The sequence below is a fragment of the Stenotrophomonas sp. YJH_SMC_91 genome (assembly GCF_059368495.1).
In genome coordinates this window covers 20,120-34,951 of sequence record NZ_JCAFRT010000006.1, presented here as the reverse complement: position 1 = coordinate 34,951, position 14,832 = coordinate 20,120, and the positions used below count along the sequence as shown (strand labels likewise).

Below are 14,832 nucleotides of genomic sequence, written 5' to 3'. Positions count from 1 at the left end.
CCCCCACAGTGCCATCGTTCCTGCGCTGGCACGTCATGCCGATGTCATTGGCGCTGCCGACACTCCGGGGTTTCCTCCCTCTGAAGGTCCGGTATCAATGCGAACGATTGCGCGCTTTCCCCGTGTTTCGCTGCTTGCCCTGCTGATCGCCCCCACCCTGGACGCCCTCGCAGAAGCACCGCAGGGCGATACGGGCGAAGCGCGCAGCAGCGATGCGCGTACCCTCGACCAGGTACAGGTGATCGGCCAGGCCACCAGCTATGCGAAGACTTCGGTGCGTGCGGAAACGCTGAACCGGCAGACCGTGATGAGCAGCGTCAACGACGCGCTCAACGAGGTACCTGGCGTGGTGGTCAGCGAAGCCGATGCCACCGGCTCGTCGGTTTGGGGTACGCAGATCAGCATGCGTGGCTTCGTCACCAACCGCGACACCCAGCAGATCGGCACCACCATCGACGGCCTGCCCAACGGCGGCTCCGGCTACGGCGGCGGCTCGCTGGCCAACCGCTACATCGACACCCTGGACCTGGAAACGGTGGAAGTCAGCCAGGGCACCGCTGACATCTCCTCGCGCTCGAACGAGGCCTTGGGCGGCACGCTCAACTTCCTCACCAGCGACCCGCTGCAGGACAGCCGCCTGCGCTTCGTGGTCGGTGCCGGTGACAACGAGGCGCGCAAGTACTACGTGCGCTACGACACCGGCCTGCTCGGCGGCCACACCCGCGCGTGGATCAGCGCCTCCTCGTCGAAGGTGCACGACTGGATCGACGGCACCGGCCACGCCAGCAACGACCACATCGCCGGCAAGTTCATCACCGAACTGGATCGCTGGACCCTGACCGGCTACCTGTCCTACAACGATGCCGACGAGCCGGAATACACCAGCGTCTCACCGAAGGGCTTTGCCACCAATCCGGATCGCGACAACCTGGTCGGCACCCTCACCGGCATTCCGTATCTGGACCAGAACTACCGTTCCGGCTCGCGTGCGCTGCGCGAGAACACCTTTGGTTACCTGCGTGCGGCCTTCGACGGCGGCAACGGGTTCAAGGCCTCGGTGGCCGCCTACGGGCACCGCATGCAAGGTCGTGGCGACTGGCTTCCACCTTACCTGGCACAGGTCAGCGATGAGGGTGCGGGCCGCCCCGAATCGGAATATCTCGGTGGCAAGACCGTGTACGGCGGCAGCAACCGCGGCCAGATCTTCTTCGTCAATCCCGATGGCAGCGCCGCGCAGCGCCTGGCCAGCTGCACCCCGCGCCTGGGCTTCACCGCCGAGTACGATCCGAACTGCTACGCGGGCAACGTGCTGGGCGCGCAGTCCTACCGCCACACCCACTACGACAACGACCGCATGGGCGTGACCGCCGACGTCGAATGGCGGCAGACCTTCGGTGCGATCGACAACACGATCCGTGGCGGCCTGTGGGTAGAAAAGCTGGACCGTTCGGCACGCCGTGACTGGCACCGCCTGCTCAATGTCGGCCAGGACATCGCCTTCGACCATCAGCCGTACTGGGTGCAGTTCGAGGACAAGTACAAGGTTGACGAGCAGATGTACTACGTCGAGGACGTGGCCCGCTTCGGGCCGTTCAGTGCCCGCCTGGGCGTGAAGCAGTTCTTCGTCGACCAGTCGCGCCGCCGCGTGATCGGTGCCAGCGAGCACGTGAAATCCGATTCCAGGTCCGATCCGCTGCTGTCGACCGGCTTCACCTGGGCACCGGGCGTGGAAGGCATGGAGCTGTTCGCCGGCTTCTCGCAGAATTTCGCCGCCATTCCTTCAGGCGTACTTGGCGAGACCGACCCGCAGCGCTTCCGCAATGTCGAACCGGAGACCGCCGACAACATCGAAGTGGGCATGCGCATCAGCCGCTGGCCGCTGACCGCCTCGGTGACCCTGTACAACATCAAGTTCGACAACCGCATCGTCTACCTGCCGGCGGGCTTCGTCAGCGGCATCGACTACCTGGGCGAGACCGACGGCGTCTACGAGAACTTCGGTGGCGTGGAAAGCAACGGCCTGGAAGCGGCGTTCGGCTATGGTTGGGACAATGGCTGGCGGATCAACGCGGCCTACACCTACAACCGCTCCAAATACCTGGGCAGTGGCAATGCCGCACGCGATACGCAGCTGGGCATCGTCGACGGTGCCAAGGTGATCGGCCAGCCGGAGAACACCCTGGTGCTGTCGGCCGACTGGCAGGGCGCCAACTGGAACTTCGGCCTGTCCGGCCGCTATCTGGGCACCCGCTACCTCGACGCCGCCAACTTCAACAAGCTGCCCTCGGCCACCGTGTTCAATGCCAACATCGGCTTCGACCTGCAGGGCCTGTCGCCGCGCCTGAAGGGCATGGGTGCCAACCTGGTGGTGAGCAACCTCACCGATAAGCGGTATCTTGCGGGGGTGGACGGCCGCGACAACGCCTTCATCGGCGCCCCGCGCACCGTCGGCATCTCCTTCCGCGTGGACCTGTGAGTGAGCCCGTGACCGATATCGGCCGACGCCGGTTGTTGCAGGCCGGCGTTGCCGCCGGCCTTGCCCCGCTGCTGCCCAGCATCGCACGGGCCGCAGCGATCGCCCCCGCCGCGCAGACGCGCAGCCTCGAAGACCTGCAGCACATCGTGGTGTTCATGCAGGAGAACCGTTCGTTCGACCACTACTTCGGCACGCTGCCGGGCGTACGTGGTTTCGGTGACCGCTTCGTGGCCCCGGCCGCCGCGCTGCAGGCCGGTGGCCGCGCGCGCAACCTGTGGCTGCAGCCCGATGCCAGTGGCACGCGGGCGATCGCACCGTTCCCGCTGGATACCGCCGCGCACTTCGGCTACATGCGGGCGGAAGGCACGCCGCACACCTGGCCCGATGCGCAGCGCGCCTGGGACCACGGGCGCATGGGGCACTGGCCGAAGGCCAAGCAGAACCACTCCATGGGCTACTTCCAGCGCAGCGACATGCCGTTCCAGTTCGCGCTGGCCGATGCGTTCACGATCTGCGACGCCTACCACTGCGCCATGCAGGCCGGCACCAACCCGAACCGGGTGTTCCTGTGGACCGGCCACAACGATGCACAGGCCCGCGCCGGCGGCCCGGTGATCGCCAACTCGCATGACAACTTCCCCGAACACGGCGGGCATCCGGCGTCCTACCGCTGGACCAGCTATGTCGAGCGCCTGCAGAAGGCCGGCGTGTCCTGGCAGATCTACCAGGACATGGCGGACAACTTCACCGACAACCCGCTGGCCGGCTTCGAGGCGTTCCGTCGGGCGTACAGTGCTGCACCCGGGCATGACCCGCAACTGCGCGCACGCGGGGTCAGCACCCGTGGCCTGCCACAGCTACGCCAGGACGTACTCGACGGGCGCCTGCCGCAGGTCAGCTTCATCATCGCCGACGCGGCCGGCAGCGAGCACCCCGGACCCTCCAGTCCGGCGCAGGGCGCGGCCTATACCGCGCGCGTGCTGGATGCGCTGACTGCCGATCCGGAAGTCTGGAGCCGCACCGCCCTGCTGCTGATGTTCGATGAGAACGACGGCTTCTTCGACCACATGCCGCCACCGGCACCGCCTTCGCCGGTGGATGGCGGCTGGGCGGGTGCGTCCTCGGTCAGTACCGAGGGCGAGTACCACCGCCATCCCGCGCCGGGCGACGAGAAGTACGATGCCGCCGAACTGCGCGGCCGCCCGTATGGACTGGGCCCGCGCGTGCCGCTGTATGTGATCTCGCCGTGGAGTCGGGGTGGCTGGGTCGACTCGCAGGTCTACGACCACACCTCGGTCATTCGACTGATCGAACGCCGCTTTGGCGTGCCCGCACCGGATATCTCGCCGTGGCGCCGCGCGGTCTGCGGCGACCTCAGCAACGCCTTCGACTTCGCCCAGCGCGATACCCGCCCGTTCGTACGCGGCCTGCCCGACGTGAGCGCGGTGGCCGCACGCGCCGCTGCGTTGCCAGGGCGAACCGTGCCGGCGCTGCCGGAGGGGCTGAAACCAGCGAAGCAGGAAGTCGGCATACGCCCGGCGCGCGCCCTGCCCTATCGGCCGCAGGCATCGATGGTTGCGGTGGACGCCTCGGGCGTGGATCTGGCGCTATCCTGCGAAGGCGCGGCGGCAGTGCTGCATGTCTACGACCGGCTGCGGCTGGATGCGGTGCCGCGCCGCTACACGCTGCTCCCGGGCATGGCGCTGCGCGAGCGCTGGCCGCTTGATGCCCAGGGCCGCTATGACCTGTGGCTGCTGGGCCCGAACGGCTTCCACCGCCACTTCCAGGGGGCGGCCAAGGATCCTGCGCTGCAGGCTTCAATTGATCGCACGGATGGCCAACTGCGGCTGCGGCTGCGCAACCTGGGTGACGGCGCGCAGCAGGTGCGTGTGCAGCCTGGTGCCTATGCCGGGCACATGCCCGATCAGGCGCTGGTACTACCCGCACACGCAGAAACCGCGTTGGCGTGGGACGCAACGCCCACGGCGGGCTGGTATGACCTGCAGATCGGCGCGGGCGAGAGCATGCTGCGCCTGGCCGGTCGCGCCGAGGATGGGCGCCCCGGCACGAGTGACCCGGCGATGGGCAGCGAACCACTGCGGTTCGAGCAGGATTGAAGGATCTCTGTAGAGCGGTAGATTCAGGCCTCCTGCAGCCCCGGCCGGCCGTGCTCCACCGCATAGCGCTTCCAGCTCTGCACCGCGCCATTCGGCTGCATCACGGTATCCAGCGTCTTCATGTCGCCGATCCACGCATCGCGGGTGACATCGCACAGCACATAGCCACGCTTGTCGGTGGTCGCCTTCAGATAGGGGCTGTGCGCAAGCTGGTTCCTGGCATACGCGTCCACACCCTGGCCATCGGCGCCGGAGGTGATCGACGTGGCGAGGAACTCGCTGGAGATCACGCCCGAGTCACGGTGGTCCTGCACCAGATCGCTGGCATAGTGGCGATGCGCGTCGCCGCAGGCGGTCACCACGTTGCCGAAGCCCACCTTCTCGATGTGGTCGAGCAGGCGCCGGCGGCTGTCCAGATAGCCCGACCACTGGTCGTCGGACGACTGCACCACCCCGTCCTTCTCGCGCATGTAGTTCCCCAGCGCCACCTGGTGGGCGATGGTGTGCCAGCGCGGTGCGGCATCGGCCAGGCCGTCGAACAGCCAGCGCTCCTGCTTCGCCCCCACAATGCTGCGCTCCGGCGATTCCACCTCCTCACGCAGGGCCATGTTCACCTGCTTGCTGCGGTACTGGCGGGTGTCGAGCAGGTGCAGGTCCATCAGCGTGCCGTAGCGTGCACGTCGGTACATCTGCATGTGGCCATCGCGCGGGAATGCCGAACGGCGCAGTGGCATGTTCTCGTAGTAGGCCTGGAACGCCTGTGCGCGGCGCAGCAGGAATACTTCGCTGGGCGTGTCATCCTGGTCTTCGGCGCCGGCCCAGTTGTTGTCCACTTCATGGTCGTCAAAGGTGACGAACCACGGTGCCGCCGCATGCGCGGCCTGCAGGTCGGCATCGCTCTTGTACTGGGCGTAGCGGCGGCGGTAATCATCCAGCGTGTAGATCTGCGGGCCGACGTGGTTGCGCAGGTTGGTGAACGGCTGGCCGTTCATCTTCCGCAGACCCGGCTGGCTTTCGCCTTCGTAGATGTAGTCACCATAGTGGAAGACGAAATCAAGCGGTTCTTCGGCAATGCGCCGCCACGCAGTGTAGTGGCCTTCTTCGTAGTGCTGGCAACCGGCCACCGCAAAGCGCACGCGATCCACCGCGGCCGTGGCTGCGGGCAGCGTGCGGGTGCAACCAACCGCACTGGCGTGGCCACCGACGCTGAAGCGGTACCAGTAGGGCCGTCCGGGCGCCAACCCGTCCAGCTCCACGTGCACGGCGTGGCCGAGTTCGGGATGCGCCATCGCCGCCCCCTGGCGTACCACCCTGCGCATGCCTTCGTCTGCGGCCAGTTGCCACTCGACCAGCATCGGCCGGGTCGGCATGCCGCCGCCGAACACCAGCGGTTCGGTCGCCAGGCGCGTCCACAGCACCATGCCATCGGCCGAGGGATCACCCGAGGCCACGCCCAGGGTGAAGGGTGTGCTGGCAAAGCGCGGCTTGGCCAGCAGGTTGCGCGGGTTCAGCGCGGTGGCATCGGCCTGCGCGGCCAGCGCGTGTGCTGTGCCCATCCAGGCACCGGCAGCGGACAGGCCGGCCAGGGCCAGGAATCGCCTGCGATTGATCGTCTCCACGGCTGTGCCCTCAGTTGTAGATGATGTGGAAGTAGAAGAAGCGGCCGTAGTCGTCGATCTCGGTACGGAAGCGCCCGTTCGGGCCGGTGCTGTAGGTCGGCTGGGTGTTGAACAGGTTCTTGGCCTCGTACTTCAGCGTCACGTGCTTGCTGACCTTGTGGCTGAAGCCCATGTTGAAGGTCATGTACGGGTCGTAGTACGAATCCAGCCACTGGGTGTCGCCGAAGTCGACCAGCATCCGGCTGCGGTAGGTGCCGGACAGGCGCAGCTGCGCGCTCTTCCACGGCATGCGCCAGATCACCGAACCGTTGAGCGACCAGTCCGGCTGGTACAGCAGCCGGTCCAGGCGGCGCTCGGTGCCATCACTGATGCGGTAGTTGGTCTGGCCTTCCAGCCGCGTGGCGTTGAAGTACATGTCGAAGTGCTGGCGGCCCCACTGCAGGTTGCGGTTGGCCACCGCGAACTCGACACCGCGCAGCTTGGACTCATCGGTGTTCATCGGCTGGGTCACCCGGTAGCGGGTATCACCCACGTCCTCGAAGGTGGTCAGGGTGTAGATGTCGTCCTTGATCACCTTGTCGAACAGCGCCACCGAGACCAGGCCGTTGTTGCCGTTGAAATACAGGTCCCACGCCAGGTCGATGTTGGTGGAACGGCGCGGCTGCAGGTCGGCATTGCCCTGCTTGATGCTGCAGAAGCCCCTGCCCTCCTCGTCATCGCCACAGCTGGTGCTGGTGGCCTGGGCGATGTTGCTCGGCGTCGGCCGGCCCAGCGTGCGGCTGGCGGAGAAGCGCAGGCGCTGGTCCTCGGTGAGCTTGAAGGTTGCGTTCAACGAGGGCAGCAGATTGTTGTAGCCACCGCTCGTGTTGCGGAACGCGGAGGTATAGGTAGTGCCGCCATCATCGCTGAACGGACTGTAGGCATCGAAGCGGGTGTGGTCGTAGCGCAGGCCGCCGATCAGCAGCAGCCGGTCCCAGGCGTAGTGCGCGGACACATAGGCATTGGTGATGTCCTCCACGTACTTGTAGTCACTGGTGAAGTTGGCATTCGGATACGCCGCATTGTTGTTGCCCAGTTTCGGCAGCAGTTGCTCGTTCCACTTGCGGTTGTCGATCAGCGGGAAGCCCGGCACGCTGCCCAGCAGCGTCGAACCCGGATACAGGTAGTCGTTGAGCGTGGCACTGCTCTTGAAATAGTCGAAGTCGATGTCCTGCCAGATCTTCAGGTGGCGGTACTCGGCGCCGGCGGCCAGGCCGAAACCTCTCGCATCGGCGTCGATGTTGTAGCTGAAGTCGGCGCGCAGGTTGTCGATGCTCTCCTTGGCATCGCGCGGGGAGACGTAGGCCTGCGCCGGATTGAGCTTGAATGCGGAACTGGTCAGCAGGCTGGAATCGGAAACGGCCACCGCGTTGGGGAATCCGTGGCTGTCGTTCTCGTAGTCGACGAACAGATTGCTTGGATAGGCGCGCACGCCCCAGTAGACCTGGCTGTTGTGGAAGGTCTCTTCGGTATGGCCACCGCGCAGGGTCAGCCGCGAACGGTCACCCATGTCCCAGTTGAAGCTGGCGATGGCGCCACGGTTGCTGCGGTCCCAGCGGTCGTGGCGGTTCTTGATGTAGATGCTGTTGATCTGGGTGGTGCCGCTGTCTTCGGTCTGGTTGCGGACCGGAAACTTGGCGTTGCCGTACAGATCCGTCTTGTTCATCGTCGAGTTCTCGTAGAACCGGTACGAATACAGCAGCAACGATGCGTAGAACGGATCATCCGAGGGCTTCCACTCAAGCTTGGCGGAGCCACCGAAGTTGGTGATGAAGTTGGTATAGGTGCCAGTGCTGAAGTTGCCAGGCGCACGCAGCCCGTTCCAGCCCTTGGCCTGGTCCGGACCCGTGGTACCGTCGGTGAGGTATTTGCCAGCGCCGTTGTAGTAGTAGTTCGACTCCACCCAGCGCTTGACGCTGTTGCGCGAACGCTGCTCGTAGCGTGCCACCGCAACGATGCCGAACTCCTGGTCGACACCAAACTGGTTGGAGAACACCATCTTGGCGCTCTTGCCGAAGTGACCCAGGGTCTCGTGGTTGCCGCCAGCGCTGCGCTCGACGTTGGTCTCGGCGGTGGAATAGATGCCTGCCACATCGGCAAACACGTACTTGCCTGACCGGTCGAAGGCACTGCGGCTGATGATGTCGATCACGCCGCCGATCGCATCCGGTGCCTGCTCGGCACTGAAGCTCTTGTAGATGTCGGTACGGGTGCCGATGTCGCTGGGAATCAGCTGCAGGTTGTTCATGCGCTCGCCGGAGCCACTGCCCCCCACGCTGGCAATCGCGATGCCATCGATGGTGGTGTAGTTGAGGTTGGCCTGCACGCCGCGCACGGTCACGTAACGTGGCTCGCCGGCATCCTCCACCGCACTCAGCCCTGGAGCGGCCATCAGGCTCTCTGCCAGGGTCTCGTCGCCGTAGCTGTCCATCTCGTCATACACCACCGAATCCTTGATCACCGGCGACGACTTCTTCTGGTCGATGACCTCATGTGCGGCAATCACCTTCACCGTGTCCAGGGTCGGCGCCACCATTGCCTCGGCCTCGCGCGGCTTCGGCGCGGCCGGCTTCGGTTGGTTGCGAGCTGGCGCCGGATCGATGGCGATGACATTGCCATCCACCACGGTGTACCCCAGGCCGGTACCGGCCAGCAGCGCGTCCAGCGCCTGCCTGACGGTGGCACCGCGCGGCACCGCACCGGCCATGCGGGCATCACCGCCGGCCGAGTACAGGAACTGCACCCCGGAACCGCGCGACAGCTGCTCCAGCGCACGCGCCAACGGCTGCGCCGCGATCGGCGTGGATACACGCGCCTCCAGGCCATCGGCACCGGCGGCGAAGGCCAGCGGCACGCTGCAGGGGGACAGGGCGAGGATGATCGACAGGTAGAGCGTGTTGCGCATCACGGGTCCTTGGAAGAGAGAAGGCAGCAGGTGCCCCTGCGCGGATCGGCAGCGGCTTCTCCCAAGTAAGAGCCGGCATCCACCGAAGTGGAGAACGCGGATTCGATGAATTTTTTCTGACAGTCCACGACCGCACGGGCCTCAGCGGCTGCCAACCCGCACGGTGTCGCCTTCGCGCCTCACCACGAAGCGCGGGTCGCGTTCGAGGAAGGCCTCCAGCGCACCGATGCGATGCGCATCGAGGCTGCCGGACAACCGTGCCGATGCCGCACCTTCGTCCAGCACGCGTACCTGCACCTGGTTGTGCCGGTTGAAGGCAGCGGCCACCTCGTCCAGCCGCTCGTCTAGGAAGGACACTTTGCGCTGCTGCCAGTCCAGCAGCATCGACAATGGCAGGTCCAATGACTCGACCGCATGGCTGCGCGCGTCGACCTGCACCACCCGGCCTTCGCCCAGTTGCGCAAGACGCCGGGGGTCCACACCCTGGCTCCATACCTCCACCTCGCCGGAGACCACGCCGACGCGCGTGCTCTGCAGCCGTCGCGATACATCGAACACCGTGCCGATGTCGCGGATCTCCAGGCCGTTCACCGCCACCTCGAACGGACGGCGGTCGCGGGCGATGTCGAACGTTGCCTCACCCTGCAGCAGCTCCACCTTGCGGCTGAACCAGCCCATGCGTACCCGCAGGCGGCTGTCCGCGTTGAGCCGCACCTGGGTCTGGTCGGGCAGCACCAGGTCGCGAAGTTCACCCTGTCCGGCACTGTAAAGCTGCTCGGTGGGCATCACCTGCGGAACCAGGCCCACGCCGAGCAGGGTGATACAGGCTGCGGCAGCCGCCACCCACCAGCGCGCACGACCGCGACGCGGCACAGCGCGCGGCGGCGCGTGCACGCTACCGAACAGCGGCACCACCTTGGCGGCGACCTGCCGCGGTGGAACCGCCGCGTCGTCAGGCAACGGCGATTGCAGCGCCTCGCCCACCTGCCGGTGCAACGCAAGGGCGTGCATGTAGGCGCGCACGTGCTCCGGCGAGCGCTTCATCCAGTCCAGGAACGCGAGGCGCCCGGCCTCATCCAATGGTCCCTCGCGATTGCGCAGGAACCAGGTCATGGCCTCGCAGGCGATCGTTTCGTCGGCCACGGGCGATGAGGTCCGGTTCATGTGAGCTCCCTGGCGCCCAGCGCCTTCCTGCAGGCCTCCAGCCCCTTGCCGATGTGCTTGCGCACCATGTGCACCGACACCTGCAGCTGCTGGCTGATTCGCGGGCAGTCCAGCCCGTCGCGGTAGTGCAGTTCCATCACCCGCCGCGTGGTCGCCGGCAGTCGTGCGATGGTGCTGCGGATATCATTCCAGCGCTGCGCACGCTCGAATTCACCTTCGATGTCTTCTTCGCTTTTCAGCACTTCGGCCAGCAGGTCGACGTCTTCCAGCGGCGGCAGCGACGACCGCGCGCGCGCATGCTCGCGCGCCAGGTTGGCCGCCACGGTGAACAGGTAGGCTTCCGGGTTCTCGACCGCATCGGCATCCTCGCCGGTGCTGCGCAGCAGGCGCAGGTAGACCTCCTGCGCCAGGTCTTCGGCATCCTCGCTGGCCGAACCGCGACGCAGGAAGAAGCCACGCAGCAGCCGGCGCCGCAGCGCGTAGCTCTTCTCCCAGATCCTCACGCTGTTCACGGCCGGCCAACCACCCCGAGGCTGGAAAGCCCCGCAGGGTGACCGCCATCGATGACAGTGGCGTTTCAACGACCGGCAGGCAGCCGCTAGAATGCGGCCCCTGCAATGTCCCGGCAGCCCGCACAAGGAGTGCTCCCATCAACGCACGCACCGCCATCAACACCCTCAGCAGCCTGCTGTTCCTGCTGCTGGTCGCCCACACCACCGCCTACCAGCAGCAGATGTGGCCGCCCAGCCGGGTCATCCATGTGCATCCGGTGATCGTCGTCCTCGCCTATGCGCTGGGTGTGCTCACGCTGCTGTTGTGGATCGGCGGTCGTCGTGCACCGGAACCCGCCCAACGCCTGGCGCGCTGGTTGCCCATCGTCGCCTGGTGCCTGCTGGGCGTCGGCGTGGCGATCATCCCGGTGTTCCTGCCGGGGCTGTCCCCGGCCTGATCAGCGGCCGCGCCCAGCGCATCGGCCCATGATACGGCGCGCGGCACCAACCCTTGCTTGCCAGAGACCCAAGCCCCGCCCGCCTACCGAAGCGTGGGGGGCAGGCCTACGCTTGTCTTCTCGGTGGCCGCCACGGTCGCCCTTCGCGTCACGGCGCCCGCCGTTGCGACCCCGCTCCAGTGCTGTGCGCCCTGCCGGTGTTGTCGCCCAGGCAGACGTCCGACCGGCGCCCTCTGGAGACAGCCATGAACCAAGCCCTCATTCCCTTCGATACCGATCCACTGGAAACCCAGGAGTGGCGTGAATCGCTGGAGGCGGTGATGCAGGCCGGCGGCCGGCCGCGCGCGCACTACCTGATCGACCAGCTGAGCGATCTGGACGCCCGGCAGCACGGCGACCTGCATACCCGTGCCTGGACCGCCTACGTCAACACCATCCCGCCCGAGCGCCAGCCGGCCTACCCGGGTGACCTGGCCATCGAGCGCCGCCTGAACGCGATGATCCGCTGGAACGCGATGGTGATGGTGCTGCGTGCGGGCAAGCACTCCAACGTCGGCGGCCACATCGCCACCTACCAGTCGGCGGCTGTGCTGTACGACGTGGGCTTCGATCATTTCTTCCGTGGCCGTACTGACACCTTCGACGGCGACATGATCTACATCCAGGGCCACTCCGCGCCGGGGATCTACGGCCGCGCGTACGTGGAAGGCCGCATCGATCCAGCACGGATGGACAACTTCCGCCGCGAAGCCGGTCGCGAAGGCCTGTCCTCGTATCCGCACCCGCGATTGATGCCGGAGTTCTGGCAGTTCCCCACCGTGTCGATGGGGTTGGGCCCGCTGACCGCCGCCTACCAGGCGCGCTACATGCGCTACCTGGAATACCGCGGCCTGAAAGAACACCAGGGCCGCAAGGTCTGGGCCTTCCTCGGCGACGGCGAGATGGACCAGCCCGAATCGCTGGCGGCAATTTCCCTGGCCGGCCGCGAGCGGCTGGACAACATCGTGTTCGTGGTCAACTGCAACCTGCAGCGCCTGGACGGTCCGGTACGCGGCAACGCCAAGGTCATCCAGGAACTGGAAGGCACCTTCCGCGCGGCCGGTTGGAACGTGATCAAGCTGATCTGGGGCAGTGGCTGGGACGACCTGCTGGCCCGCGACCACAGCGGCCTGCTGCGCCAGCGCATGATGGAATGCGTGGACGGCGACTACCAGACCTTCAAGTCGCAGAGCGGCGCCTACGTGCGCGAGCATTTCTTCGGCCGCTACCCGGAGCTGCTGGAGCTGGTCGCGCACATGAGCGACGACGACATCTGGGCGCTGGCACGTGGTGGCCACGATCCGCAGAAGGTGTACGCCGCCTACCAGCAGGCGGTGAACACCAGCGGCCGGCCGACGGTGATCCTGGCCAAGACGGTCAAGGGTTTCGGCATGGGCGAAGCCGGCGAAGGCCAGAACATCAACCACCAGCTGAAGAAGATGAGCGCCGATGCGGTGCGCGCTTTCCGCGACCGCTTCAACCTGCCGGTCAGCGACGAGCAGCTGGAGGAGATGCCCTATCTGCGCCCGGAACCGGGCAGCGCCGAAGCAGTCTACTTCGCCGAGCGCCGCCGCATCCAGGGCGGGCAGCTGCCGGCGCGCCTGGCCAAGGTCGATCCGCTGCCGCTGCCGCCGCTGTCGATCTTCAACACCCAGCTGCAGGGCAGCGGCGATCGCGGTCAGTCCACCACCATGGGCTTCGTGCGCATCCTCACCAGCCTGCTGAAGGACCCGGAACTGGGCAAGCTGGTGATTCCGATCGTGCCCGATGAATCGCGCACCTTCGGCATGGAAGGCCTGTTCCGCCAGATCGGCATCCACTCCTACCTGGGCCAGCTGTACACCCCGCAGGACGCCGGCCAGCTGAGCTATTACAAGGAAGCCAAGGACGGCCAGATCCTGCAGGAAGGCATCAATGAATCCGGTGCGATCTGTTCGTGGATCGCCGCCGGTACCGCCTACAGCAACCACGGCCTGGCCACGATCCCGTTCTACATCTTCTATTCGATGTTCGGCCTGCAGCGCGTCGGAGACCTGGCCTGGGCCGCTGCCGATGCGCGTACCCGCGGCTTCCTGCTCGGTGCCACGTCGGGCCGCACCACGCTGATGGGCGAAGGCCTGCAGCACGATGACGGCCACAGCCACGTGCTGTCGTCGGTGATTCCCAGCTGCGTGTCCTACGACCCGACCTACAACTACGAGCTGGCGGTGATCATCCATGACGGCCTGCGCCGCATGTATGTCGACCAGGAAGACATCTACTACTACATCACCGTGCTCAACGAGAACTACCCGCAGCCGGCACTGCCCGAAGGCGCCGAGCCCGGCATCCTGAAGGGCCTCTACCTGCTGCACCCGGCGGCCGCCGACAGCGACTCACAGCCACGCGTGCAGCTGATGGGCAGCGGTTCGATCCTGCGCGAAGTGGAAGCCGCGGCAGAACTGCTGCAGCAGGACTTCGGCATCGCCAGCGATGTGTGGAGCGCGACCAGCCTGACCGAACTGCGCCGCGACGGCCTGGCCGCCGAACGCTGGAACCTGCTGCACCCGGCTGCGGAACCGCGCGTACCCTACGTGCAGGAGTGCCTGCAGGGCCATGACGGCCCGGTGGTGGTGGCCACCGACTACATGAAGATCGTCGGCGACCAGATCCGTCCCTTCATCAACGACCGCCGCTTCATCGCACTCGGTACAGATGGCTTCGGCCGTTCCGACACGCGTGAGTCGCTGCGCACGTTCTTCGAAGTGGATCGCCACTTCATCGTGCTGGCCGCCCTGAAGTCGCTGGCCGACGAAGGCCGCATCGAGCGCTCGCGGATGCAGGAGGCCATCGACAAGTACGGCATCGACACCGGCAAGCGCGACCCGGCCTCGGTGTAAGGCTGCCGGTGCCATGCCCGCGGATTCCCTCCCCGTGGGCATGGCGCAAGCGGCGCCGCTACGGTATCCGCTTGAACAGGTTGGTCTGCAGGATCGGCGTACCGTCGTGGCCGTAGAACGCCTTGGTCTCGGTCATCGTCGTACGGTCCGCCGCCACGGTATAGATGCGGGTGGAGGCCGGCGTGCCATGGTCCACCAGCTGCATCACCAGGGTATTCGGCGCCGGCAGTTTCAGGTTGGCCTTGTCCGCGCCGTAGGTGCCGGACAAGGGCCCCGGCGTACCGTCCAGCGCCAACGTGCCGTCGGATTTCATGGTCTTGCCGTCGTGCAGGACGATGTCGACGTGTGAACTCCACCGACCCGCACCGGCGTCCTTGAACTCCAGCACCACCTGTTTCGGACGTTGCGCCTCGGGTAGCGCAGAGGTCGCGACATCCAGCGACCAGCGCCCCAGCAGCGGTGAAGGCGAAGCTTCCACCGCCAGCGCCGGAACGGCGGAGAGCGAAAGCGCAGACAACAACACAGCGGACAACAGCTTCATACGGGGCTCCGTTTGAATGAGGAAGCTCTGCGTGGGGCGTTGCGGGGCAGTGCCCAGATCGTGCCGGTCGCCAGCAGCACGCGCAAGGCGGTGCGCTGAACGAG

9 protein-coding genes are annotated in these 14,832 nt (G+C 66.3%); 4 read left to right on the top strand and 5 right to left on the bottom strand.

Annotated features, from left to right (window positions below):
• Positions 1-97 precede the first annotated feature (97 nt).
• Positions 98-2,476, top strand: a complete 2,379-nt coding sequence (locus AC5P5X_RS09725; protein WP_111188932.1) for a TonB-dependent receptor domain-containing protein — start codon at positions 98-100, stop codon at positions 2,474-2,476.
• 8 nt (positions 2,477-2,484) lie between these two features.
• Positions 2,485-4,593 (top strand): phosphocholine-specific phospholipase C, encoded by a 2,109-nt coding sequence (locus tag AC5P5X_RS09720; protein ID WP_111188933.1) that lies wholly within the window; start codon positions 2,485-2,487, stop codon positions 4,591-4,593.
• 23 nt (positions 4,594-4,616) lie between these two features.
• Here the strand turns inward: AC5P5X_RS09720 and AC5P5X_RS09715 are convergent, their stop codons facing one another.
• The 4 genes from AC5P5X_RS09715 to AC5P5X_RS09700 all read right to left on the bottom strand — a co-directional run bounded on the left by AC5P5X_RS09715 (position 4,617) and on the right by AC5P5X_RS09700 (position 10,832).
• Positions 4,617-6,212, bottom strand: coding sequence for an alkaline phosphatase D family protein (locus AC5P5X_RS09715; protein WP_043035007.1), 1,596 nt, complete (start codon positions 6,210-6,212; stop codon positions 4,617-4,619).
• 10 nt (positions 6,213-6,222) lie between these two features.
• Positions 6,223-9,156 (bottom strand): TonB-dependent receptor, encoded by a 2,934-nt coding sequence (locus AC5P5X_RS09710; RefSeq protein WP_099472919.1) that lies wholly within the window; start codon positions 9,154-9,156, stop codon positions 6,223-6,225.
• Between the two features lie 141 nt (positions 9,157-9,297).
• Positions 9,298-10,320, bottom strand: a complete 1,023-nt coding sequence (locus AC5P5X_RS09705) for a FecR family protein (RefSeq protein WP_111188934.1) — start codon at positions 10,318-10,320, stop codon at positions 9,298-9,300.
• Positions 10,317-10,832: an RNA polymerase sigma factor gene (locus AC5P5X_RS09700; RefSeq protein ID WP_005412945.1), complete on the bottom strand. Its 516-nt coding sequence runs from the start codon at positions 10,830-10,832 to the stop codon at positions 10,317-10,319. The genes AC5P5X_RS09705 and AC5P5X_RS09700 overlap by 4 nt, the downstream gene beginning before the upstream one ends.
• 38 nt (positions 10,833-10,870) lie before the next feature.
• Between AC5P5X_RS09700 and AC5P5X_RS09695 the strand changes: the two genes are divergently transcribed.
• On the top strand, positions 10,871-11,269 hold the full coding sequence (locus AC5P5X_RS09695; protein ID WP_043035001.1) for a hypothetical protein: 399 nt from the start codon (positions 10,871-10,873) through the stop codon (positions 11,267-11,269).
• A gap of 245 nt (positions 11,270-11,514) precedes the next feature.
• Positions 11,515-14,187: a pyruvate dehydrogenase (acetyl-transferring), homodimeric type gene (gene aceE / locus AC5P5X_RS09690; protein WP_111188935.1), complete on the top strand. Its 2,673-nt coding sequence runs from the start codon at positions 11,515-11,517 to the stop codon at positions 14,185-14,187.
• 58 nt (positions 14,188-14,245) lie between these two features.
• On the opposite strand, the gene AC5P5X_RS09685 is transcribed toward aceE, so the two are convergent.
• A complete protein-coding gene (locus AC5P5X_RS09685) occupies positions 14,246-14,728 on the bottom strand; it encodes a LuxR family transcriptional regulator (RefSeq protein ID WP_100438071.1) in 483 nt (160 codons plus the stop codon).
• Between the last annotated feature and the right edge of the window lie 104 nt (positions 14,729-14,832).

Excerpts from the sequence above, each read along its gene's own strand:
- AC5P5X_RS09725 (WP_111188932.1), top strand. The coding sequence starts at position 98 with ATGCGAACGATTGCGCGCTTTCCCCGTGTTTCGCTGCTTGCCCTGCTG.
- AC5P5X_RS09710 (WP_099472919.1), bottom strand. The coding sequence starts at position 9,156 with ATGCGCAACACGCTCTACCTGTCGATCATCCTCGCCCTGTCCCCCTGC.
- AC5P5X_RS09705 (WP_111188934.1), bottom strand. The coding sequence starts at position 10,320 with ATGAACCGGACCTCATCGCCCGTGGCCGACGAAACGATCGCCTGCGAG.
- aceE (WP_111188935.1), top strand. The coding sequence starts at position 11,515 with ATGAACCAAGCCCTCATTCCCTTCGATACCGATCCACTGGAAACCCAG.
- AC5P5X_RS09685 (WP_100438071.1), bottom strand. The coding sequence starts at position 14,728 with ATGAAGCTGTTGTCCGCTGTGTTGTTGTCTGCGCTTTCGCTCTCCGCC.